The organism is Streptomyces sp. NPDC048370 (assembly GCF_043200825.1).
GTDB lineage: Bacteria > Actinomycetota > Actinomycetes > Streptomycetales > Streptomycetaceae > Streptomyces.
On sequence record NZ_JBICYI010000016.1, the window covers coordinates 1 to 21,590 of the forward strand.

A 21,590-nucleotide genomic window follows, 5' to 3' on the forward strand; every position below is an offset into this window, starting at 1 on the left:
CGGACTAGCGGGGGTCTCTTCGTCGGGGCACCGGTCGTCGCGGTTGCCGCCCGGTACGGCGCGGTTCGTCGCGGCCGCCGCCCGGCACGGCGCGGGGGGGGGGGGGGGGGGGGGGGGGGGGGGGGGGGGGGGGGCCGGGCCCCCCCCCCCCCCCCCCCCCCCCCCCCCCCCCCACCCCCCTTTCCAAACCCTCAGGGGTAAGATTCTCAGCACCGTGAGAACTCGCGAGGTTGTGGCGGGCGTCGTACGAGGGGTTGGGGATGGGTGCATCGAAGTCGGCGGACCAGGACGCCGTGGCGAAGGTGATCGACGACTGGGCGCGCGAACGGCCTGACCTGGACACGAGTCCGCTCGAAGTGCTCGCCCGGCTCCACCGCTCCTTCCTCCGCTACAGCACCCGGCTCACCGCCTCCATCGAGCGGCACGGCCTGTCGGTGGCCGGCTTCGACGTGCTGACCGCCCTGCGACGGGCCGGCGAGCCCTACCGGCTCACCGCGGGCCAGCTCGCCGACTCCGGGCTTGTCTCGTCGGCCGGTGTGACCCTGCGGATCGACCGCCTGGAGAAGGACGGCCTGATCGTCCGCGAACGCGACGCCGGCGACCGTCGAATCGTCTACTCCCGTCTCACCGACAAGGGCCTGGCGACGGTGGACGCCGTCTTCGCCGAGCACCTCGACAACGAGCAGCGGATGCTCGCGGGCCTGTCACCGGCCGAACGCCGCCAGATCGCCCGCCTCCTCGGCAAGCTGGAGGCATCCATCCTGGCCTCGGACGAGCCCCCGGCCGAGTGACGACAGCCGCGGCCGAAGTCTCGGCCGCGGCGCATGTGACTCGGATGCCGCGCCGTCGTCGGCGTTTCGAATGCCCCGTTTCTGGCAGTCTGTTGCGTTGTGTGCTTGATGTGACCCAGGAACGCCCAGGGGGTGCGCTTGAACGCGGTGAAGCTGAGCCGGACCACGAGGACGGCCGCTGGAGTCTCGGCCATGGTGCTTCTGCTGCTGACAGGATGCGACGTGCCCGGGGTCTACCGGCCGGCCCGCCCCGCCACAGGAGGTCCGTACACCTTCTACGTGAGTCCCGACGGCGACGACGAGAACGACGGCCTCTCGCCGGAGAAGCCCTGGCGGACCCTCGACCATGCGAACGGCGTGCGCTACCAGCCGGGCGACCGCCTCCGGCTCAAGGGCGGCGAGCGGTTCCGCGGCAGCGTCACCCTCGGACAGGACGAGGCGGGCAGCTCGACGGAGCCGGTCGTGATCGAGTCGTACGGCACCGGCCGCGCCACGATCGCGCCACGCGGCACGTCCGCCATCACCGTGCGCAACACCGGCGGCGTGGAGATCAGGAACGTCTCGCTTGTCGGTGACCGCCAAGGCCTGCGAGAAGGGGTCGGGATCGCCTTCCGCAACAGCCTCCCCGGCGACCGGCGACTCGACCACGTCAGGATCACGAACGTGGAGGCGAGGGGCTTCCAGAACGGGATCAGCATCGGCGCGGAGAAGGACGCCGTCGCGGGCTACAGCGACGTACGGATCAGCGACGTCTCCGTGCATCACAACCTCGAGGGCGGACTCGTCTTCTACGGGCCCGAGTTCGATGCGGACCGCCCTGCCTACGCGCACTCGGGGCTCCGCATCGAGCGGGTCAAGGCGTACTCCAACACGGGCGACCCGAAGAGCGACGAGCGCAACACCGGCAGCGGCATCACGCTCGGCAGTGTCCGGGACGCGAAGGTGATGCGCTCGGTGGCCCACGACAACGGCACGAGGTCCGCCGCCGACGCCGATGAGGGCCCCGAGGGGATCTGGGCGTACGACTCCACCCGAGTGGTCCTGGAGAACAACAGGTCCTACCGCAACCGCACCGGCTCGCGGGTCGACGGCGGCGGATTCGGCCTCGACAACAACGTTTCCTCGTCGGTCATGCAGTACAACCTCGCGTACGACAACGACGGCCCGGGCTTCCTCATCTACTCCGGCCAGGCGACCGGCGCCCACAAGAACAACATCGTCCGCTTCAACATGAGCTGGGACGACGCACGGAAGCTGCCCGAGTACGGCGGCATCGTCGCCTACGGTTCCCGCCTGACGAACCTGGACATCTACCACAACACGGTGGTGATGCGGTCGGAGGACCTGGCCTCCTCGGAGGTCGCGGGGAAGCGGCCTCCGGCGCTGCGGCTGCGCGACGGCATGCGCGGCGTGCGCGTCCACAACAACATCTTCGCCACCGACGGCGGCCCCCTGATCGAGGCCCAGTCGTCCTACAAGCCCAGCACGCTCCGGCTCCAGGGCAACGTCTACTACAGCACGGGCCCTTGGTCGCTGGAGTGGGGCACCCGGCGCTTCAAGGCGCTGGACCTCTGGCGCACCACCTCCCGCCAGGAAACGCTCGACGGCGAGCCGACCGGCTCCAGCGACGACCCGTGCCTGCTCGGTCTGGCCGCCCCGACCACCGACGGGGCAGGACCCATGAACCTGGTGCCGGACTGCCAGGACGAGGTGCCCGTCGGCCTGGACCCGGAGGAGTTGGGCGTCGACGTGGGCCCCCTGGACTACTTCGGCAACCGGGTCCCGCAGTCACTGACGGCCGGGGCCGCGCAGACGCGCACCGCTGACGACGTCGCACCGTAGGAGAACCGAAGGACGTCACACGGCTCTGCCCTGCGCTTCCGGTCGAGGACCATGAGCGCAGGGCAGAGCCGGTCATTCCGAGACGGATCTAGGCCATGTTCGTCGGCATCGCGGGGGCCATGGCCCCCGCGCGGTCCGGTTCGGTGGCCGGGGACGCGATCGTGGCTCGCAGGGGCTCCCGGGCCTGGGCGTCCGACGGCCGGGCCGACGACGCGGGGCGGCCCAGCGCCTTGACGGTCCAGCCGGCGGCCCGCCACGTGTCGTGCGGGAGCGCGTTCCTCCCGTCGATGAGGACCGGCTCGCGGACCACGCGGGCCAGCTTGACCGGGTCCACCTCGCGGTACTGGCCCCACTCGGTGAGGTGGAGGACGATCTCCGCGCCCTGGCACGCCGTCAGCAGGTCCGTGCTGCAGCGCAGCTCCGGGTGGGCGCGCCGTGCGTTCGTGGTGCCCTCCGGGTCGTGGACCCGGACGTCGGCACCCTGCCGCTGCAGCGCGATGGCGACGGCCAACGCCGGTGAGTCGCGCACGTCGTCGCTGTTCGGCTTGAACGTGGCGCCCAGGACGGTGACCCGGCGGCGGGTCAGGTCGCCGCCGACCATCTGACGGGCGAGCGCGACGGTCCTGGTCCGCTGGCGTTGGTTGATCTCGTCGACCTGGTCGAGGAACTCCACCGCAGGACCGACGCCCAGCTCCTGTGCGCGGGCGGCGAACGCCCGGATGTCCTTGGGCAGGCAGCCTCCGCCGAAGCCCAGACCGGCGTTGAGGAACCGCCGGCCGATCCGGGTGTCGTGGCCGAGGGCGTCGGCGAGCGTGACCACGTCCGCGCCCGCCGCGTCGCAGACCTCGGCCATCGCGTTGATGAAGGAGATCTTCGTGGCGAGGAAGGAGTTGGCCGCGACCTTCACCAGCTCGGCCGTGTTCGGGTCGGTGCTGATGTACGGGACGCCCGCCTCCAGCATCGGGGCGTACACCCGGCGCAGCGTCTCGTCGGCCTCCCGGCTGGTCACGCCCGCGACGAGCCGGTCAGGACGCAGCGTGTCCTCGACCGCGAAGCCCTCGCGCAGGAACTCGGGGTTCCACGCCACTTCCGCCCGCACCCCCAGCGGCGCGAGAGCCGCGATACGGGTGGTCAGGCGCGCGGTCGTGCCCACCGGGACGGTGGACTTGCCGACCACCAGGCACGACGCGGGCAGGTGCGGCGCGAGCCCGTCGACGACGGCGTCCACGTACCGCAGGTCGGCCGCCTGGGAGCCGGCCTGTTGTGGGGTGCCCACGCAGATGAAGTGGACCTCGCCGTGCGCGGCCGCCTCGCGCAGGCTGGTGCCGAAGCGCAGGCGTCCGGAGGCGAGCGCCTGGGTCAGGACCTCGTCGAAACCCGGTTCGTAGAAGGGTGGTCGGCCTTCGGCGAGCGCAGTGATCTTCTCGATGTCGACGTCGACGCCTAGGACGTCGTGTCCGATGCTGGCCATGCACGCGGCGTGCACAGCTCCGAGGTATCCCGTACCGATGACGGTCAACCGCATGCGCTGTTCTCCTGTCTGGGCGCGGAGGTGGGGAGAGAGGGACGGGTGGGACGTGTCAGGGGGCGTAGCCGTACGGGTTCTGCTGCTGGAACGTCCACGCGTCGCGGCACATCTCGGCCAGGTCGCGCCGCGCGCTCCAGCCCCAGGCCGCGGTGACCTTCGCCGGATCGGCGACGAGTTCCGCGACGTCGCCGGGCCGGCGCTCGACGATCCGGTGCGGGATCGGTCGACCCGACACCTTCTCGAAGGTGCGCACGAGCTCGAGGACGGAAGCGCCGCGCCCGGTGCCGAGGTTGAAGACCCGCATGCCGGGCTCGTCGTCGATGTGGTCGAGGGCCACGCGGTGCCCCTCGGCGACGTCGACGACGTGGATGTAGTCGCGCACCCCGGTGCCGTCGGGCGTCGGGTAGTCGTCGCCGAATACGTCCAGCTCGTCGCGGCGGCCCACGGCGATCTGGGAGAGGAACGGCATGATGTTGTTCGGCACGCCGCGCGGGTCCTCGCCGAGCAGCCCGGTGGGGTGGGCCCCGGCCGGGTTGAAGTACCGCAGTGCCAGGACGCGCAGTTCGGGCACGTGCCGGCACAGGTCCGCGAGGACCTGCTCGCAGGTCCACTTGGTGGTGGCGTACGGGTTGGTCGGCGAGGCAGGGGAGTCCTCGGTCAGCGGGACGGTCGTCGCGTCGCCGTAGATCGAGCAGGAGGACGAGAACACCAGCCGGTGCACCCCGTGGTCGTGCATGGCCGAGACCAGGGCGGTGGTGCCGCCGACGTTGATGTCGTAGTACGCGAGCGGGATCCGCACCGACTCGCCGACGGCCTTCTTCGCGGCGAAGTGGATCACCGCGTCGATCCGGTGGCTCGTGAAGACGGCGTCCAGGGCCCGCCGGTCACGCACGTCCGCGATGTGGCTCGCGGCGATCGGGCGGCCCGCGATCTTCGCGACGCGTTCGAGGGCCTCGGGAGAGCTGTTGGAATGGTCGTCGAGCACGACGACCTCGTGGCCGGAGCGGAGCAGCTCGACACAGGTGTGGCTGCCGATGAAACCGGCGCCGCCGGTGACCAGGACCGTTTGGGGCACGGGGAACCTCATTTCTCGATCGGCCGCGAGGGCCGTCACCAGGCGTAGAAGCCGGCGAGGTAGGTGGGGAAGACGGCGACGGCGAGCGCCAGGGGCACCGCGGAGAGCAGTCCGGCGGAGAGCGGGACGGCGGCGGTCCGCAGCGCGCGGTGACGCGGGACGCCCGCGGCGCGTGCCGTCTCGCCGATGTGCAGCGCGCCGACCGCGAGCGTCACCGCCGTGTACGAGAAGGCGCCGAGGATGCAGAGGAAGACATAGCCCACGGCGGGACCGGTGAACTGGCCGATCACGGCGGTGCTCGACAGGACCGTGGTGATCAGCAGGTAGGGGGCCACGGCGCGCAGCGGCAGCCGCTCGAGACCGTCGCGCTCCTTCGGCGTGACCTTGAAGGTGATCGGACGGGGCCGCAGCTTCTGCATCAGGGCCGCGCCGACACCCCAGGCGACGTACGGCCAGCGGGCGAGACCGAAGAGCCAGATCTCCCAGCTGACGACGGGGGAGTCCTTGGGGCGCAGCAGGCCGCGCCGGCGGCAGAGCAGGGTGAGCAGCATCAGCCAGACGGACATGGTCCAGAAGCGGGCCAGGAACTCGAAGTAGTTGACGTGGATCCACGGGATGCCGGTGAGCGCCGCGATCGGCGGCAGCAGGATCCCGAGGGTGGTCGTCAGGGCGAGCAGCGGGTAGTAGAGGAGCGCGCAGGAGAACCGCAGGCGCAGCTTGCCGGGCATACGGCTCAGGTGGCGCGGCAGCATCCCGAAGAGCATCACCGCCAGGCTGCGCGACCACTGGAACTCCTGGGTGATCATCGCGCCGAAGGTGATCGGGCCGTCGCCGTGTGCCTCCGCGTCGATCGCGAACGCGCCCTGCCAGCCTGCCGAGTTGAGCAGGAAGGAGGTCGAGAAGTCCTCGGCGAGCTCGGGGCCGAGGCCGCCGATGTCCCGCAGCGCCCGGGTGCGCACGGCGTAGTGGGAGCCGATGCACAGCGGGGCGAGGCCGGCGGAGTAGCCGAGCTGCACGGGGCCGTGGAAGAGGGCCTCGCGCTGAAGCCGGCCGCGGGCAGCCCAGGACTGGTCGGCGTTGGCGTCGCAGACGCTGGGGGCGGCGACATAGCCGATGGCCGGGTCGGCGAAGGGGCGGACCACCTCGGCGAGGTACCGAGGGTGCGGCACGTGGTCGCAGTCGAGCTGGGCGACGACGTCGTAGCGCTCGTAACCCCAGTGGTCGTAGAAGTAGGCGAGGTTGCCCTCCTTGCACCGGGTCCGCCGCGGCCAGTCGGCCCGGTGGTAGTCGGCGCGGCCGCGCCGGCACGAGAGGCCGACGCCGTTGGCCCGGCACCAGTCGAGGACCTCCTCACTGGGGTCCTCGTCGCAGAGCCAGACGTCGTAGGCGTACGGGAACTCCTGGTGGAGCATCGCCTCCAGGGTCGCCCGGGCGATGTCCCAGTGCTCGGACGGGGCGCGGGTGACGACGAACGCGGTGCGCAGGGCGGGCACCTCGACGGCCGGGTCGAAGCGCCGCATCCGGATCAGCGCGATCAGGAAGTGCACCGGCAGGTAGGCCAGGTAGAGCAGCAGGGCGCTGTTGACGACCAGGCCGATCCAGCCGACCCGGTGGGACGGCTGGAGCCACCACACCCAGAACCAGACCAGGCAGGCCGCCCAGCCCAGGGAGAGCAGCGCGACCAGGAAGCGGTCGCCCCGGGAGAACGCCCGCACGAAGCTGCTCGGGAGGGTCTCGAAGTTGTGCCGGGGCATCGCCAGGACGGGGCCGTCCGGGCCGATGGAGGCCACCGAGCCGTTCGAGAGGGCCGTGATCTCGTTCCCCAGCGCCGCCCATTCCTCCGGTGAGCCGGGGGCGGGGGAGATGACCGGGGGATCCTGGGCGGTGCCGGTCCCGAGCGCGGGACCTTGCTCCAACGACGTCATGACAGCGAGTTCTCCGGGCGGTTCGAAGCGGGCCGTGGGGCAGGAGAGGGAGCGGGGGGTCGGGGTGGCGCCGCGGCCGGGTCGGCGTACCGTTCGGCCGCGGCGCGCGGATCAGCTCCCCGACGCGGGTGAGCCGGACGCCACGCCGGTGGCGGCGGCCGCCGGGCCGGGGATCGCCTGCGGCGTCGTGACCGCGGACGTCGCCGCGTCCAGCGGGACGGTCTCGCTCTGGTCGCCGCGGATCGCCGCGGCCGACGCGCCGAGCCGGTCCTGGCGGGCGCTGAAGTACGCGACGGTCCGGCGAAGGCCGTCGGTGATGTCGACCTCCGGCTCCCAGCCGAGGACCTCGCGGGCGCGGTCGATCACGGGGCGGCGGCGGACCGGGTCGTCGACCGGCAGCGGGTGGTACTTCACCTCGGAGGGCGAGCCGGTCATCGCGAGCACGATCTCGGCGAGCTCGGAGACGGTGCGCTCGACCGGGTTGCCGAGGTTGAACGGGCCCATCTCGGACGAGTCGAGGAGCGCGAGGAGACCGCGGATCAGGTCGTCCACGAAGCAGAAGCTGCGGGTCTGCTTGCCGTCGCCGTAGATGGTGAGCGGTTCCCCGGTCAGGGCCTGGGTGATGAAGCTGGACACCACACGGCCGTCGTGCGGGCGCATCCGCGGGCCGTAGGTGTTGAAGATCCGTGCGATGCCGACGTCGAGGCAGTGACTGCGGCGGTACGCGGCCGACACCGCCTCGGCGTATCGTTTCGCCTCGTCGTAGACGCTGCGCGGACCGATGGAGTTGACGTTGCCCCAGTACGACTCCTCCTGCGGGTGGACCAGGGGATCGCCGTAGATCTCGCTCGTCGACGCGAGGATGAAGCGGGCGTCGTGGCGCAGCGCCAGACGCAGCGCGTTCTCGGTGCCCCGGCTGCCGACCGCGAGGGTCTCCAGCGGCCGGCGCAGATAGTCGGGCGGGGAGGCGGGGGACGCCAGGTGGGCGACGGCGTCGACGCGGCCGGCGACCTCCACGGACACGCTCACGTCCGCGTGCTGGAACTCGAAGGCCGGGTCGGACAGGAGGTGTGCGATGTTCGCGGGGTCGCCGGTCGAGAAATTGTCCAGGCACACCACTGAGTCGCCGCGCCGCAAAAGCGCCTCGCACAAGTGTGACCCAAGAAAACCACCGCCACCGGTCACGGCAACGCGCATGTGTTTCTCCAGGAATGAGAAGCGGAATGGCCTCATGCCCCGCTCGCACGGACAGGTGAATGGCAGATGACCGGACGAGCCGACGAACGGAGCGCTCTCGGAAACGTGGGACGAGAATATGGGTGGCTGTTGCTATTTTTGCGGAGGCAATTCGGGGGCTGGGCTGTTCGGCGGGTGTCGCACGGGGGAGCGCACGGGGTCTGAGCCCAGTTCGGGGCTCATCCCGCTTTCGAACGGCGTAATCGGTCAGGGTCACACGCATGTGTGAGGTCGGGTCGTGCATGCCCTATCGATGGATGGGGTCATTTGCACATGTGACCTAGGTGCGTGAGTTCGAAATGTGCGGGGAGATGCGTGGTCACCCGTGCTCGGTCACCCGAACCGCCTCACGTACGCGGCCCGCGCCGCGGGGAACTCCGCCAGCGTGCCGCCGCCCCAGTCGTGGTCGAAGTACGACTGGTACGCGACCTGGCCCCAGGAGAAGTACTCGACCATCCGATCGAGGTAGTACGTGCCGTCCCCGCCGCCCGCGAACCTGTCTCCGCGGCGGTACAGACCCCACTCGGAGCACACATTGCGTTTCCCCCGCGCGCGGACGAAGGCCACATGGGCGTCGAGGCCCGCTTCCTGGCACCGGATCCAGGACCAGCGGTCGGCCGGGGTCACCGCCGGGTCGCCCCACTTGAGGTCATAGGCGTTCATGCCCAGCCAGTCGACGTACCCGTCCCCCGGGTAGTAGTCGGCGAAGGCGCGAAGCCGCCGTCCGGGCTGTACCCCGAGCGAGCTCGACAGCTCGAACGTGAAGCACGCCCCCGGCGTCGCGCGGAACACGTCGACGACGTGCCGGAACAGAGCCGCGTACCCCGCCGGGTCGTCCGTCGCCTGCCACGGGCCGATGGCCCGGTTGTTCGGCTCCCAGCCGAGCCGGACGACCGCGTCGCCGTGCCCCGACTCCACCATCGCCCGCGCCGCCCGCGCGTACGCGGCGTCGAACTCACCCGCCACCCCCCGCGCGAACGCCCCGTCGAATCCCTCGACCAGCGGCGGAATCCCGTACACGAACGCCGAGCCCGGGCGTTCGTCCCGCCATGCGCGCCACGGGTCGAGCTGATCCCGGCGCATCGTCGCCGGATCGAACCACGCCCAACTCTCGTGCGGCAGGTAGTCGTTGCCGATCTCGACGGGCCGGCCCAGCAGTTCCTCGTGCCGCACCGTCGCGGCCACGGCCTCGGCGCCGAACCCCTTGTACACGCCCAACAGCGCGCGGGCGGATCTGTCGACGACACACCTCCCGGGGTGCGGAACGGACGGTTCCTGCCAGGATCCCCGAGACCATCACACCGCGCGGGCACACTCTCCGCTCGTGTCGCGCCCGCCGCTCGAGTCGACCCCGCCCTGCCTCACACAGGGTCTTCTGGCTGGGCAGGAGGAGGTTGCCCCGGGTCGTGCCGCGCGATCACGACGGGTTCCTCGATGAGTCGTACGGTCGGTGGTGTCGCGGGCACCGGTCGCGTCCACGGGGCCAGGGTGTCCGCGGCCTCGTCGAGGCGCCAGTCCCTGCAGGTGCCGTCGAGCGCCAGCGGGTAGAGGGTGAGTGCGCCGTCCGGTCCGATGTGCATCCGGACGAATCCCTTGTGGTCGTCGATGGACTGCCCGGACATCTGCCACTCGGCGACCAGACCCCGGTTCGTCCACAGCACCCACAGGGCGAAGAGCTGGGAGCCGAGGGACGCGCCCACCACGGCGGCGACGACCAGCAGGATCGCCAGGTGGATGAGCCCGTTCCAGGAGGAGGGTACGAGTTGGGCGATGGCGACGGTGGCGGTCAGCGCCGCGGCGGTGACCGCCAACTGGAACAGCACGGCCACGACAGGACCGGACGGTGCCCTGGGCCGCCGTTCGCGCAGCAGCCCCGTCCACCAGCCGATCACGAAGGGCAGGACGAAGAAGCCGGCACTCGCGCAGAGCAGGCCGAGCAGGTCGTCGCCGTCGGCGGCCCGCAGGGCGCCGACAGGGTTGTGCCTGCCCTCGGCCAGCGCGAACGCGCCGTTCATGAGCAGGGCGAGCACCATCTGCACCACCCCGGCCAGGACCGCGAATCCCGGGTTGCGCCGGGGGAGCCAGTGCCGCGACCACGGCTTGGCGATCGCGCGGGCCAGCGAGCGGGACTCCGTCGCCTCCGGGTACGTGTGCGGTGCGAGGGAGAACACCGGCGGCGGGTCGTCCTTCTGCCGTATGCGGGAGGCGACCGGCGGCAGGGGCAGAGCCTTCGGCAGCCTGTGCGTGGCCGCCAGATACGCACCGCCGAGGCCGCACGTCACCATCTGGCGCCGCCGGGGGTCCGGAGGGAGGGCGTCGTCGTCGGCTCCGGGCCCGTCGTCGGCCAGCCGTTCCGCGTAGCGGGCGTAGTGGTGCCTGTCGCCGGTCAGCCACAGCCGAATGGACGCGCCCGTCTCCTCACGCTTCCTGGTCGCCCGGTCGAAACGGGTCCTTACGATGGTGCGGTCGAACCAGTGCAGGGAGTTGAAGGCGTCGGCTTCCTCGTCGCTCTCCACCCAGGTGGGCGCGGCCGAGCAGACGATCACGCTGTCGCCCGGCAGCAGGCGCGGCGAGAGATGCGTCTCGAAGTAGCGCCGCTGCGGATTGTCGACGTAGGAGCCGAGTTGGCTGTCAAGACCGACGAGCCACCAGCGCTGCGGCAGCTCCACGGCGAAGTAGCTCCGGGTCTGCCGGGTCTGCCAGCCGCCGATGGGCGACTCCTGGGCGAACATCCGCAGGAACGCGGTGAGTCCGTCGTACCAGTCGTGGTTGCCCGGCAGCGCGACCATGAGCGGCTGGTCCGGCGCCGACGGGAGCGCGGCGCGGTAGGGCCCCTTCATCCGGTCCTCGTACGCGGTCGTCGACGCCACCGGGTAGACCTGGTCCCCGCCGAGGACGAGCAGCGAGCCACGGGGGAGCGGAGCGGGCCCGGCGACGGAGAGCCGGTCCGTCGCCAGGGCGGATGCCACGGAGGCCGTCGCCTCGAACCCGTCGCCGAGGTCCGCGACGAAGTCGATCCAGATCTCCTGGGCGAGGGGATCCGCCAACGGCGCCCGCAGGAGACCGGCCTCGAGCGCACCCTGTATCTCGCGCTTGTCCGAGTAGTCGGCGAACACGGCGGCAAGGCCGACCTTGACCGCCGTTCGCATCAGCTCCTTCGGTGCCAGCCAGCGCACCGGCTCCTGAGGGGTGAACCTGAGTGCCTCCGCGTGCTTGCGCAACTCATGGATGTCCACGACGGTTCCTCCTCGGTCACAGCGGAGACCAGGGCAGGACGTTCTGCGCGTACACGTCCCACAGCTTGCCGAAGAAGAACTGCCCGAAGCGCCCCAGCGTGGTCACCCTGCCGGAGAGCGTCGGCGCCTCGACCCGGAAGGTGGTGAGCTGCTTCAGGAAGTCGGCGGGCCGGATGTGCACGCTTCCCGAGGCCACCGTCTCGGCTTCGGACTCCGCCTCGGCTTCGACGTGGCCACGGAGAACGCGCGTGTGGAGGACGGACGTGTCCTTCCAGACCCCCCGGCGGGAATCCTCACTGACGTCCTTGTACCCGCTGAGCGTGAGCGGGTGGCCGGCCCGGTCGGTGAAGAACAGGCGGTAGCGCATCCGCAGGTGCTGGGGGTCGGAGTGCTCCACGAACAGCTGGAAGGTTCCCCGTTCGACGGGCAGGCGACCGCCCAGCTCCTGGCAGACGACCTCTCCGTACAGCGAGCCCTCGTGCTCCGGATCGACGAGGAAGCGGTCCACTCCCCGGATGTCGACGGTCAGGTGCACGGCGATGTCGGCGGTGGCCCGGCCCTCCGACGAGACCTCTTCCGGGACGCCGTCCTCCCCGGAGACCTCCCCGGAGTCCGCCCCGAAGACGACGCGGCCGACCATGCGTTCGGTGAAGCGCAGACGGGTCGGGTCGTCGGGGCGGCCCGGAGGGGCGCCGGGCTTCCAGACAATCCCCTGGGCCGTGCACCAACGGCGAGCACGCTGGACCCCGAGCTCCACGGCCTGGGCGAAACGGTCCCTGCTGAAGTTGATGAGGTAGTTCAGGGGGACCTCGGCGCTCAGCAGCCGGACGTCGATCAGCCGGCCGAACTCTCCGTCTCCCCCTCCGCGGATGGCCTCGTTGCTGGCCTCGATCCGACGCAGCCAGTGCTGCAGCTGACCGTTGGCCGTCGTCTCGATGATGTGGAAGTAGTTGGCCACGAAGCCGTCCCGCCAGCGGTGGCGTCGGCTGACCGTCCAGATGATCCACAGTTCGTCACAGCCCCGCCGGATCGCCTCCTCGACGTTCCCGTCGGTCAGATAGACCGGGTCGATGTAGGTCTGCCCGTCGATGACGACCGGAGGGAACCACATGGGCAGCGCCACCCCGGCACAGAAGCGCTCCTCGTCCATGCGGTCGGCGGTCACCGTCTCCAGCTCGTTGGCGCTGAAGTTGTAGAGGTTGAACGTGGCTTCCCGATCGGTGGCCCGGATGCGGTCCCAGTCCAGCCCCCACTCCGGGAAGACACGCCGCCGATAGCCGTCGAGCGTGAAGAGGGAACGGGCGTACGGCCCCTTCGGCAGCTCCCGCCAGTTCGGGGAGACGCCCTTCAGCGGAGAGAGCTTGCGCCAGTTGTCCGCCATCTCGCGCCCGGACATCCCCTGGCAGTACATCGCGAGGTTGAACACGCCTCCGCTGGCGCCGTCGACATGATCGAACGTCAGCTCGGCCTCGTCGAGGAGGACTTGGAGGACCCCTGCCTGGTAGGCCACCTTCAGCCCGCCGCCGGCGAGGATGAGGGATCTGCGCGGGGATCCGCTGTGGGGCGCGGCGCCCTGTCCGGTCGTCGTCATGAGGGGCTCACAGGGTTCTGCTGATGGTCCTCGATGATGCGGTCGGCCGACCGGTCGGCCAGCGCCGCGATGGTGAGCGAGGGATTCGGGCCGACGGGGCCGGGCAGCACCGAGCCGTCGGCGATCGACAACCCGGGACAGCCGTACACACGGCCGAAGGGGTCCACCACGCCTTCCCGCGGGGTGCGGCCCATCGGCGCACCGCCCACGGGATGCACGGTGATGAGTCGGTTGAGCAACCACAGGGGATTCGCAGCGTACCGCCCGCCGAGACTGTGGGACACGCTCCTCATGGTCTCGTTCATCTGCTCGAAGTACGCATCGGACGCGGCCAGTTTCCAGTCGAGGTCCAGGTGCCCGTCCCGGAGGAACATCCGGCCGTTGGGGACGTCCCTTCCCATGCCGAGCAACGGCAGCGACGTCGCGGTGAACAGTCCCTTGCCCATGGCGTCACCGAGCTGTCGTCCCACACGGCTCCTGGCGGTCCCGGTCAGTTGCGACCATCCGCGCCGCAGCAGGAACCTCCCGACCCTGCTGGACATGGTGAGGACGTTGTGCTCGACGAGCCAGTTGAGGAATTCCGGGTACCCGGCGTCCTCGATGTAGAACCCCCGGTCCCGCTCGCCGCTCCCCTTGCGGTCCACCCGCATCGCGCTCGTGATGACCGGGCCGAAACTGGGCTCGAGCAGGTGCGGCACCGTCTCCCCCGGCCGGTCCTGACGCCTCTCCCGTGCTTTGAACACCAGTCCGAGAAAGTCCCCGTTCCCGGAGAATCGCGTACCCAGCGCCGGGCTGAGCGCGGGAAAGGCGCTGCGGTTCCTCAGCAGCAGATAGGTGGTGCCGAGCGTCCCGGCGGAGAGAATCAGCCGCCTGGCCCTGATGGTTCGCTGCACGGGAGGAGCCGAAGGGTCTCCGTCCCCGGCGGCGCGGTGGTCGATGTACGAGACCAGGAACCCCTCGCGGACCGGTTCGAACGAGCGGACCTCACACAGGGTCCGGATCTCCGCCCCGAGGCGGTTCGCGGCGCTGAGGTACGTGAAATCCAGACTGTTCTTGCTGCCGAAGTTGCAGCCCAGGTCGCATTCCCCGACCAGCCTGCACGCATAGCGCGGGCTGTGGTGCAGATTGTCCTCACCACCCGCGAGGGGAGCGCCCGGCACCGGGGGGTCTCCGAAGGAGACGGCCAGCGGCGGAAGCTCCCACGGAAGCCCAAGACGCTCGGCCGCCTGCCGCATGGCGAGGGTCTTGGGCGTGCGCCGGTAGGGCTCCACGTCGAGGGGGTACTTCCGCGCGCCCATCATGGTCTCGACCGAGCCGTAGTGCGGATCGAGGTCCGCGCGTGTGACGGGCCAGTTCTCGTAGCCGCCGTCGAACGACTCGTGCACGAACCAGCTCTCCGGCTTGCGGATCAGTACGTTCGCGTAGATCAACGAACCCCCGCCGAGCCCGCTGGACACCAGGGCGTCCATCTTCGAGAAGCTCCACATGTCGTACATGCCGAACAGCCGGGAATCCGGATCCCAGAAGTTCTTGGCCGTCTCGTGGGGACTCCGTGGAAAGGATCCGGGCGGGAACGGCTTTCCTCTTTCGAGAAGGCAGACGCGAAGGTCGGCCTGGGCCAGGCGATACGCGGTCACGGAACCACCGAAACCCGACCCGACGACCACGGCATCGAAGACGTCCACGCTCGCCACCTCTAGAAGCCGAAGCCGAAACCTGTGCCTTGACTTCCCCCCGTCTGCGGCTGCCGCACGCACGACCCCTTCCCATGGTTCACCCACGTGTCGTCACGCGCACGTCGAAGCGACGACCTGGACGGCCGCCGCGCCAGGTTGCGGGATCGATGGACACCTGCACTCGCTCCGCCCCGCCGGGACGCCCCACGCAGCGGCACCCGTCGGTTTCCCCCACAGCAGCGCAATCCGGCCAACGTCGCGACGATTTCGACTCTCCGGACAACCGGGCATCCGGTCCCCTCATCTCATCGCACGGGCGCAGCGAGTGCCTCTCACCGCTCCGGCCGGACGGTCGTCCTGTCCCGTCGGACCCGGTGGCCCGCTGTCGGCTTCCTTCTCACAGCATCCGGAGAACGAGGGAACGATGACCACTACGCGCACCATCCGGCGGCGGCGTCCGCTGCTCGTCGGTACCACGGCCGTCGCCGTCATGGCAGTGACGGTCGGCTTCATGGCCGCCACGCCGGAGCAGGCGAAGGCCGCGCCAGGGCCCAAACTGAGTCTCATCGCGGCGACCGACTCGGTCACGCTCACCTCGTGGAAGGAGGAGCCGGGCGTCTTCCTGGACCTGGGCACCTACCTCACCGCGGAGGGGACACCGCTGGAGTTCAAGGTGACCCGGAAGTCCTACAAGGACCCGGTGACCATCAGCCAGACCGTGTACGAGGGCGGCAAGGCCAAGGTCAAGGCGCTGCCCCTGGGCACCGTGAAGGACTTCTCCGGGCTGCCCGGGTTCACGGAGATCACCGTCACCGACAAGGCGGGCAAGAAGGTCGTCGGTCGGGCGGAGAGCTTCTGTCCGAACAACGCCAGCGGACGGGTCCGGCCCGACGCGCCCTCCACCTCGAAGTATCCGGAGAGCTGCCCCACCAACCCCTTCACCCTCGGTTCCGTGTGGGGCGTCGAGAAGGGGTGGGCCGCCAACACCTACGCCGGTTCCTACACCCAGCCGGTGAAGCTCGCCGCCGGTACGTACACGGCCAAGGTCGGGGTCGCCAAGAAGTACCGGGACCTCTTCGGAATCGCCGACAAGCCCGCGACGGTCAAGGTCACCGTCCAGGAGCGCAGTTGGGAGGACGGCGGCGGCGCTGCGGGCGCCCGGTCCGCCACCGCGGGGGAGCACGCCGGACACGGCGCCGCCCACCAGGCTCCGTCCGCTCACGCCGGGCACGGGCCGGGGCACGCCCCGACGCCCGCCCAGGCCGGCGCACCGGAGACCAGCGGCGCGGGCCCCTCGTACAACGTGGGCCACGGGCCGCTGAAGGCCGCGCCGCCTGCCCTGCCGTGGGCGCTGAAGAAGCAGCAGGCCGCACGCGCCGAGATGCAGGCCGGCGACACGGCCGGGCAGACCGACGGCTCCCGCAAGGCGCCCGCCCTCATGCCGATGGCCAAGCGGCCCACCGGCAAGGCTTCCGTCCCGGACGTACCCAAGCCCGACCTGCGCTCGCTGCCGGCCTACGGCATCACCATCAGCGACGGCGATCAGGACGTCCCCGGCAAGGACTACCTGGCCTTCAGCGCCAACGTGTGGAACGCCGGTCCGGCCCAGCTCGTGGTGGACGGCTTCCGCTCGCCCGGGAAGGCCAAGATGGACGCCTACCAGTACTTCTACGACGCCAACGGCAAGCAGGTCGGCTACACCCCGACCGGCACCATGGAGTGGGACCCGCGCCCCGGCCACGTGCACTGGCACTTCACCGACTTCGCCAGCTACCGGCTGCTGAAGGCGGACCAGAAGGAAGCGGTCCGCAGCGGCAAGGAGGCCTTCTGCCTGGCCAACACCGACGCCGTCGACTACACGGTGAAGAACGCCAACTGGCACCCGTACAACACCGATCTGGCCACCGCCTGCGGCCAGGAGAACTCCATCTCCGTCCGCGAGGTGCTGGACGTCGGCTCCGGCGACACCTACAGCCAGGACCTGCCGGGCCAGTCCTTCGACATCACGGACGTGCCCAACGGCACCTACTACATCCAGGTGCTGGCCAACCCGGCCAAGCGCCTGAAGGAGACCAACCTCGACAACAACAGCGCCCTGCGGAAGATCGTCCTCGGTGGCACGCCCGGCAAGCGGACCGTGACCGTCCCCGCGCACGACCTGGTGAACGCGAACTGATCACACACGATTCGGCTCGGCCCTGCGGCCCGGAACGACGGGCGTCCTGACCTGAAGAGAGCGGGTGGCGCGGCAGACGCTGCGCCACCCGCTCGTGTGTACACCCAGAGTGAAGAACACGCTACCGAGTGTGGTGGCGGAGGGTGTGATCCCAGCTCGACCCAGGTGGGGCGAGTGAGACGCGCGGGCCGGGGGAGACGCCGATCGTGACACCGCGGCGCGGCTTCGGCGCCGTGCGGAGTGAGTAGCCGCCGGGTGGAGGCCACCGTGAAGGACAGCGACTGGATGCTCACCGCAGGCGAACGTGGGAACGGTTCGACCCGCCTGGACAGCCGCCACCCCGACGGAGCCGCGTGGACCCGCGGCAACGACGTCACGCCGCTGGTCCACGGTGCGGTGTACTTCGCCGAACTCCTCCGTGCGGTCAGAGCGCAGCACGCCGGAGACCTCCTGCTCTTCACCGACTGGCGCGGCGACCCCGACCAACGCCTCCACGGCGCCGGGACGGAGATCGGCACCGTGCTGGGCGAAGCCGCAGCGCGCGGAGTGATCGTGAAGGGGCTTGTCTGGCGCTCCCACTTGGACACGCTCCAGTTCAGCGAGAGCGAGAACCGTCACCTGGGAGAGCAGCTGGAGGAAGCCGGTGCCGAATGTCTGCTGGACATGCGGGTGCGGCCCGGCGGCTCCCACCACCAGAAACTCGTCGTCCTGCGCCACCCGGGCCGACCCGGCCTCGACGTCGCGTACATCGGCGGTATCGACCTCTGCCACAGCCGCAACGACGACGCCTCCCACCACGGCGACCCCCAGACGCTGCCCTTCGCGGCGGCCTACGGCCCCCGGCCGCCCTGGCACGACGTGCAGCTGGCCATCCGCGGCCCGGCCGTCGGCGATCTCGAAGCCGGCTTCCGCGAGCGGTGGGAGGACCCCTCACCCCTCAGCCGCAGCCCCATGGTCCGCCTCCGCGCACTGGTGCACCGCGAGGACACCGAAGCCGACGCCCTCCCTCCACAGCTGCCCGACCCCCCTCCCTGCGGCAGCCACTCCGTGCAGGTGCTGCGCACCTATCCCAACCGGCTGCTGCGCGGCTACCCCTTCGCCCCCGACGGTGAACGCAGCATCGCGCGCAGCTACCTCAAGGCCCTGCGCCGGGCGCGATCGCTCATCTACCTGGAGGACCAGTACCTGTGGTCCCCGAACGTCGTGGGGTTCTTCGCCCGGGCCCTGCACGAGAATCCCGGCCTGCGTCTGATCGCCGTCATACCCACCGTCCCCGAGCAGGACGGACGGCTCACCCGTCCGATGAACCTCGTCGGACGTGTCACGGCACTCGAAAGACTGCGCCGCGCGGGAGGCAGCCGGGTGGCCGTGTACGGGTTGGAGAACGCCTCCGGGACGCCCGTGTACGTGCACGCCAAGGTGTGCGTGATCGACGACGTGTGGGCCTCGGTCGGCTCGGACAACATCAACCTCCGTTCCTGGACCCACGATTCGGAACTCAACTGCGTGGTCCTGGACGAACGCGTGGACCGGCGGAAGCCACACGACCCCGCCGGCCTGGGCGACCGCGTCCGCCGTTTCGCACGGGACCTGCGCCTGGAGCTCTCCCAGGAGCACCTGGACGCCGGGAAGCCGGACGCGCGCTTCACCCCTGAGGAGCTGTGCGATCCGGAGCAAGCCTTCGCCTCCTTCACCGCGAGCGCGGAGGCCCTGGACGCCTGGTACGCGAGCGGCCGTCACACCCCACGACCGCCCGGCCGCCTGCGCGCCTACCGCCCACCCGACATGTCCCGCCTGACGCGCAGCCTCGCGCTGCCGCCGTACCGTCTCCTGGTCGACCCGGACGGGCGCCCGGTCGGACTGCGCCGCCACAACACGTACTGACGAACCACACCCCACCCGTACGTCCGATGCCTCTCAGGGTTTCCGGTGGCCGCCGCCCCACGCCGTACGCAGCGCGGCAAGGCGAGGCAGCGGTTGCAGCCTTCGGGTCAGACGGTCCGCGCCCTTGGCGTAGGCGATGCCGAAGAGGAGGGCCGTGACCAGCGACAGGGGCTTGGAGACGTCGTCCAGGATCGGGTAGATCTGCCAGTGCGTCAGATAGATGGAGAGCGAGCCGGCGGCGAGGAGCCCTGCCACCTGGTTGATCCGGTGGTGGCTGGGGAGCGTGGGGAACCACACCAGCAGGACGAAGCCGATGAGGACGAACGCCTCGCGCCGGGGCTCGCCGGGGAAGAAGCCCGGGACCGTGGCGAGTGCGGCGAGGGTGACGAGCAGCCGATGGGGTGTCGTGCGGGCCCTGGCGGCCGCCCAGCCGAGGGCGAACAGCCAGAACACGGTGACGGCGTCGGTGATGTGGGCGCGCTCGGGAAGGCCGACCAGCTCGTAGCGGGTGAGCAGGCCGAGCGCGACGAGGGCGACGGGGAGACCGTACGGGAAACGCCGTTCGGCCCGGTCGAGGGTGGGCAGGGCCAGCAGGGCGAGGGTGGCGAGCAGGATGTAGACCAGGGCTTCCACGAACCACAGGTGGATTCGGGGTCCCGTGTCCTGGGGGAAGAGGGCGTTGTGCAGCAGGAGGACGTTGTTGATGTCGTAGTCGGCGCCGATCAGGATCGCGAAGGCGGTCCAGGCCACGCACGGAAGTGCGATGCGCGCGATGCTCCGCCCCGTCCGCCGGACGCGTTCGCGCCGCTCGGCGGAGGTGAGCAGGAAGCGGGCGAAGTTGAAACCGGCCACCGCGAGCAGCAGGTGAGCGCCGCCCCGGAGCTCGAAGAGCTGTATGTGCGAGCCGACGACGCACACGATCGCCACCGCGCGCAGAGCGACGCTGGTCTCCAGGGACCTGCGCCCGCCCCGGTTCTTCCGCTCGGGGGCCCGCAGTTCGCTGATCGGCGTCGTGTGCCAGCTCGTGGGCAGATGACCGAGGCGCTCTTCGAGCTGGAGTGACATCTCGACGTAGGACAGGGAGTCGCCGCCGAGCGCGACGAACGTGCTGTCGGGTGTCACATCCGTACGGTCCAGGATGCGGGCGTAGAGAGCGCACAGGTCGTCGGGGCCCGCGCCACCGGGCAGGACTCCGGCGTCGTGCGGCCGGCTCAGGGCGCGGACGGCCTGGTAGTCGGGCTTGCCCGTGGGCAGGCGGGGGAGTTCGGGCAGCAGGTGGACGTGTATCGCACGCGCCGGCAGGCCGAACTCCTCCATGACGCGTCTTCGGATCCGCCGTTCGTCCCACCGCGGCTCGCGCACCACGGCGAGGGTGAGCCCCTCGTCGTCCCCCGAGCACAGCACGCTCAGGCCGTGGCGCGATGCGAGCATCGTCTCGACCTGCTGGGGGTCGATCCGCAGACCGAGGATCTTCACGAAGCGGCTGCGGCGGCCGACGATCTCGTACAGGCCCGCGTCCGTGCGCCGGGCCAGGTCTCCGGTGCGCAGGGTGTCGACGGTGCGGCCGAGGGCGAGGTCGTCGGGGGTGTGGGCGTAGCCCAGCATGACGTTCGGGCCCGCGTAGACGAGTTCACCGACGTCCGCCCCGGAGCCGGAGGTCTCGTCGACGGCTTCGAGGGAGAACGAACCGCCGGGCACGGGTACGCCGATCGTTCCCGGATGCGCGGTCGCGAGCTCCGGCGGCAGGTAGGCCATGCGGGCGGTCGCCTCGGTCTGGCCGTACATGACGAAGAGGTCCCAGCCGCGTCGCTGCCCCAGTTCGGCGTAGTGGGTGACGCGTTCGGGGGCCAGGCGGCCGCCCGCCTGGGTGACGTACCGCAGGTGCGGCAGGTCCATCTCCGCGAAGCCGACCCGGTCGAGGAGGTCGAAGGTGTACGGGACTCCGGCCAGGGCGGTGCCGCGGGCGGTGCGGAAGAGGTCCCAGAAGCAGGCGTCGGCGACCGAGAGTTCGGTGAGGACGAGGCCGGCGCCGCGCAGCAGGTGGCTGTGGACGACGGACAGGCCGTAGCAGTAGTGCATCGGCAGGGTCGTCGCCGCTCGGTCGGTGTCTCGGATTCCCAGGTACGTGGCGATCGACTCGGCGTTGGCCTGGAGGTTGTCGTACGAGAGCCGGACGAGCTTGGGGGAGCCGGTCGAGCCCGAGGTGCTCAGCAGCAGGGCGAGGTCGGGGTGGAAGGAGTGTGCGGAGCCGGTGCGCCGCTCCTCGATCCGCCACTCGCCGGAGTCGGAGCCGGAGTCCGGATGGGCGACGACGTCGGGGTCGTAGGCGGCGGTCAGCGCCGCCACGGCCTCCGGGTGGTCGCCGGGGACGAGCAGCACGGGGTGGCCCGCCGAGAGCGCGGCCAGGTGAACGACGAGCGCGCCGACGGTGTTGGCGCCGGGGAGGAGCACGAGGCGACGTCCGGGGCCGAGTCGCCGGGCGGTGTCCGCGACCCGCCGGGCCAACTCGCCGTAGGAGACCTCGCCCTCGGCGGTGACCAGAGCGGTGCGGTCGCCGTGCAGCGCGAGTCCGTGGGCGAGGGGGAGGGCGTGGCCGCCGATGGGCGGGGTGGGGAGGAGCGTCACGGGCG

Annotated in this window: 13 protein-coding genes; 4 read left to right on the forward strand and 9 right to left on the reverse strand. The window is 70.7% G+C overall.

Annotated elements, in window-relative coordinates; all coding sequences use genetic code 11:
- The first annotated feature begins 260 nt into the window (after positions 1-260).
- Complete coding sequence (locus tag ACGFYP_RS28580; protein WP_393499373.1) at positions 261-791, forward strand: MarR family winged helix-turn-helix transcriptional regulator; 531 nt, start codon at positions 261-263, stop codon at positions 789-791.
- A gap of 192 nt (positions 792-983) precedes the next feature.
- Entirely contained in the window at positions 984-2,633 is a 1,650-nt protein-coding gene (locus ACGFYP_RS28585) for a right-handed parallel beta-helix repeat-containing protein (protein WP_393499376.1), read from the forward strand.
- A gap of 88 nt (positions 2,634-2,721) precedes the next feature.
- Here the strand turns inward: ACGFYP_RS28585 and ACGFYP_RS28590 are convergent, their stop codons facing one another.
- The 8 genes from ACGFYP_RS28590 to ACGFYP_RS28625 all read right to left on the reverse strand — a co-directional run bounded on the left by ACGFYP_RS28590 (position 2,722) and on the right by ACGFYP_RS28625 (position 14,981).
- Positions 2,722-4,158, reverse strand: coding sequence for a UDP-glucose dehydrogenase family protein (locus tag ACGFYP_RS28590; RefSeq protein WP_393499379.1), 1,437 nt, complete (start codon positions 4,156-4,158; stop codon positions 2,722-2,724).
- Between the two features lie 55 nt (positions 4,159-4,213).
- Positions 4,214-5,236 carry a UDP-glucose 4-epimerase GalE gene (gene galE / locus ACGFYP_RS28595; protein ID WP_393499382.1) on the reverse strand — a complete coding sequence of 341 codons (1,023 nt, stop codon included), beginning with the start codon at positions 5,234-5,236 and terminating at the stop codon, positions 4,214-4,216.
- 35 nt (positions 5,237-5,271) lie between these two features.
- Positions 5,272-7,161, reverse strand: a complete 1,890-nt coding sequence (locus tag ACGFYP_RS28600; RefSeq protein WP_393499385.1) for a glycosyltransferase family 2 protein — start codon at positions 7,159-7,161, stop codon at positions 5,272-5,274.
- A 111-nt stretch (positions 7,162-7,272) separates the two neighbouring features.
- Entirely contained in the window at positions 7,273-8,358 is a 1,086-nt protein-coding gene (locus ACGFYP_RS28605; protein ID WP_393499389.1) for a UDP-glucuronic acid decarboxylase family protein, read from the reverse strand.
- A 372-nt stretch (positions 8,359-8,730) separates the two neighbouring features.
- Positions 8,731-9,609 carry a hypothetical protein gene (locus ACGFYP_RS28610; RefSeq protein ID WP_393499392.1) on the reverse strand — a complete coding sequence of 293 codons (879 nt, stop codon included), beginning with the start codon at positions 9,607-9,609 and terminating at the stop codon, positions 8,731-8,733.
- Between the two features lie 149 nt (positions 9,610-9,758).
- The gene (locus ACGFYP_RS28615; protein WP_393499395.1) at positions 9,759-11,633 is read right to left on the reverse strand and encodes a hypothetical protein; all 1,875 of its coding nucleotides are present in this window, start codon (positions 11,631-11,633) and stop codon (positions 9,759-9,761) included.
- Positions 11,634-11,649: 16 nt separating this feature from the next.
- Complete coding sequence (locus ACGFYP_RS28620; protein WP_393499398.1) at positions 11,650-13,224, reverse strand: patatin-like phospholipase family protein; 1,575 nt, start codon at positions 13,222-13,224, stop codon at positions 11,650-11,652.
- Positions 13,221-14,981 carry a GMC oxidoreductase gene (locus ACGFYP_RS28625; RefSeq protein WP_393499401.1) on the reverse strand — a complete coding sequence of 587 codons (1,761 nt, stop codon included), beginning with the start codon at positions 14,979-14,981 and terminating at the stop codon, positions 13,221-13,223. The genes ACGFYP_RS28620 and ACGFYP_RS28625 overlap by 4 nt, the downstream gene beginning before the upstream one ends.
- A 343-nt stretch (positions 14,982-15,324) precedes the next feature.
- Between ACGFYP_RS28625 and ACGFYP_RS28630 the strand changes: the two genes are divergently transcribed.
- Both ACGFYP_RS28630 and ACGFYP_RS28635 read left to right on the forward strand, forming a co-directional pair.
- On the forward strand, positions 15,325-17,076 hold the full coding sequence (locus ACGFYP_RS28630) for a lysyl oxidase family protein (RefSeq protein WP_393499404.1): 1,752 nt from the start codon (positions 15,325-15,327) through the stop codon (positions 17,074-17,076).
- Positions 17,077-17,343: 267 nt separating this feature from the next.
- Positions 17,344-18,960 carry a phospholipase D family protein gene (locus ACGFYP_RS28635; RefSeq protein ID WP_393499407.1) on the forward strand — a complete coding sequence of 539 codons (1,617 nt, stop codon included), beginning with the start codon at positions 17,344-17,346 and terminating at the stop codon, positions 18,958-18,960.
- A gap of 33 nt (positions 18,961-18,993) precedes the next feature.
- Here the strand turns inward: ACGFYP_RS28635 and ACGFYP_RS28640 are convergent, their stop codons facing one another.
- A complete protein-coding gene (locus ACGFYP_RS28640; protein ID WP_393499410.1) occupies positions 18,994-21,585 on the reverse strand; it encodes an AMP-binding protein in 2,592 nt (863 codons plus the stop codon).
- Between the last annotated feature and the right edge of the window lie 5 nt (positions 21,586-21,590).

What these genes read in the sequence shown, in the direction of transcription:
- ACGFYP_RS28580 (WP_393499373.1), top strand. Translation starts at nt 261, where the DNA reads ATGGGTGCATCGAAGTCGGCGGACCAGGACGCCGTGGCGAAGGTGATC.
- ACGFYP_RS28585 (WP_393499376.1), top strand. Translation starts at nt 984, where the DNA reads ATGGTGCTTCTGCTGCTGACAGGATGCGACGTGCCCGGGGTCTACCGG.
- ACGFYP_RS28590 (WP_393499379.1), bottom strand. Translation starts at nt 4,158, where the DNA reads ATGCGGTTGACCGTCATCGGTACGGGATACCTCGGAGCTGTGCACGCC.
- ACGFYP_RS28600 (WP_393499385.1), bottom strand. Translation starts at nt 7,161, where the DNA reads ATGACGTCGTTGGAGCAAGGTCCCGCGCTCGGGACCGGCACCGCCCAG.
- ACGFYP_RS28605 (WP_393499389.1), bottom strand. Translation starts at nt 8,358, where the DNA reads ATGCGCGTTGCCGTGACCGGTGGCGGTGGTTTTCTTGGGTCACACTTG.
- ACGFYP_RS28620 (WP_393499398.1), bottom strand. Translation starts at nt 13,224, where the DNA reads ATGACGACGACCGGACAGGGCGCCGCGCCCCACAGCGGATCCCCGCGC.
- ACGFYP_RS28630 (WP_393499404.1), top strand. Translation starts at nt 15,325, where the DNA reads ATGACCACTACGCGCACCATCCGGCGGCGGCGTCCGCTGCTCGTCGGT.